Below are 1,544 nucleotides of genomic sequence, written 5' to 3'. Positions count from 1 at the left end.
ATGTCCGCGCCTCCGTCCAAATGTCTCTCAGGACCGATCTTGCCATGAAGAGGGCGGATCGCCGAGGAGAAACGTGATCATCCGGGATGGAGCAAATAGGCTTCAAAAAAATACTAGGGTTCATTTCTTGTATCGTAAACAGCGGCACGCAGAAAAATCGGAAAACATCTGCAAGTCTCGAGGTCACTCCTCCGGTTGCAACTCTGGCAGTTCTCGCCTTTGCTGTTGTTCATGCCACGAAATCATCGCCCCTCGCGCAGCTGGCCCAAGTGGTTCCTCATCCCGGCTTCAACCTCATGCTTGGCTTCAATGAGGGGGTCAGCTTCGCGGTGCTTGTCGGGGGGCATGGCGGGTAAGCCATGGGACATGATGGCCCTGATCAGCGCAATTACGTTGGGTCTGGCGGGATTGCGCGCTGTCATAGGCGGGCCCGGTCGAGCAGTTCGTCGACGAGCCGGTCTGGGTAATCTTCCCCGTCTTTCTGGTGGCAAGGGGCGCCAACCTGACCGAAACGTGCTGGATCTTCGGCGCCTCGGGTATTGTCTGGGGCTGATCGTAGCTGTTCACCGGCTGCTTTTCGGACCATTTCGGGTGGTTTTGGCCGAACGTGTTGGGCATGTGCATTTGCGGCGCAGGGGTTCTGATGATCCCTCTCGGCGACGGGGCCGCGTGGTGATCCATTTCGCGGGTATCGCCGGCTCCGGCATGGTGCTTCTCCACCCGAACCACGGGGCCACCGCCGCCGACATTTCCACGCCCGCCTGGCGTGGTTCAGCCATCGGAAGCTACCGATTCTGGGGCGACCTCGGCTATGGCATCGGCGCGCTCGGTATCGGACTGGTGGCGCACCTCACGGGCGTGACCGATGCCGCCTTCTGGTTCGTAAGCTGTCGATGTTTGCCTCCGGCGTGCTGCTGTCTTTCTGGAGTGACGAACCCATCCGCGCCTGAACCCCGCAACCATAGGAAGTCTTGCATGAATTATCTGCTCATTGTGAACGTCTCGCTTTGCGACACCGAGGACAGTTTCAATGGCCTGCGCATTGCCCAGAACGACGCGCAGGCAGAAACCACCGACTTTCTGATTGCTGACATCGTGCTCTGCGGAAAGGCCGGGCAGGCATGATACCTTCTGACCAGATAGCATCGAGGGTGGCGCTTGCATTCCCATTGAACAGCTCCAACGGGAGAACGGTGGCTGGCAGGCCCAGTTCGACGGCGATCGAGTGGCCTTGCGCCGCGCGGATGCGTTGACCATTTTCCGACAGCGTGAACCTACGTTTGTCGTTGTCGGCCACGAGATTGCGCAGTTCGTCTACGCTCAAGTGGTGCCCGGCACGCTTCATACCACGCAACAAATCACCAACCAATACCCAACCGCCAGAATCCATTTTTAGATCAAGGAGTTCCGGCTGGTGACGGAGGACGCAAGGCAAGAATTTGGAAGTGCGTTGTCCGTCGTCGAATGATTTGGAACAGGCGGCGTGATTTTGGTCTGGAGGGCTCCGGCTCTGTTGGTTGATGTTATGCTGCTTGGCGCTGATG

The 1,544-nt window shown here is 58.4% G+C and carries 2 protein-coding genes; one reads left to right on the top strand and one right to left on the bottom strand.

Annotated features, from left to right (window positions below; genetic code table 11):
- Window positions 1–366: 366 nt before the first annotated feature.
- Complete coding sequence (locus tag ABIE57_RS20475) at window positions 367–1,125, top strand: hypothetical protein (RefSeq protein WP_354540883.1); 759 nt, start codon at window positions 367–369, stop codon at window positions 1,123–1,125.
- Here ABIE57_RS20475 and ABIE57_RS20470 read toward each other — a convergent pair.
- Window positions 1,028–1,544 (bottom strand): RNA 2'-phosphotransferase (locus tag ABIE57_RS20470; protein WP_354540882.1); only part of this gene is annotated, 517 nt, incomplete at its 5' end. The two genes, ABIE57_RS20475 and ABIE57_RS20470, sit on opposite strands and share 98 nt — an antisense overlap.

Origin of the sequence: Roseovarius sp. MBR-6, from assembly GCF_040547525.1 — a bacterium.
GTDB lineage: Bacteria > Pseudomonadota > Alphaproteobacteria > Rhodobacterales > Rhodobacteraceae > Roseovarius.
Note: the sequence above shows the minus strand (reverse complement) of the source record. Positions and strands in the feature narration are given on the sequence as shown.

Coding starts and splice junctions, on each gene's coding strand:
- ABIE57_RS20475 (WP_354540883.1), top strand. CDS start 367: ATGATGGCCCTGATCAGCGCAATTACGTTGGGTCTGGCGGGATTGCGC.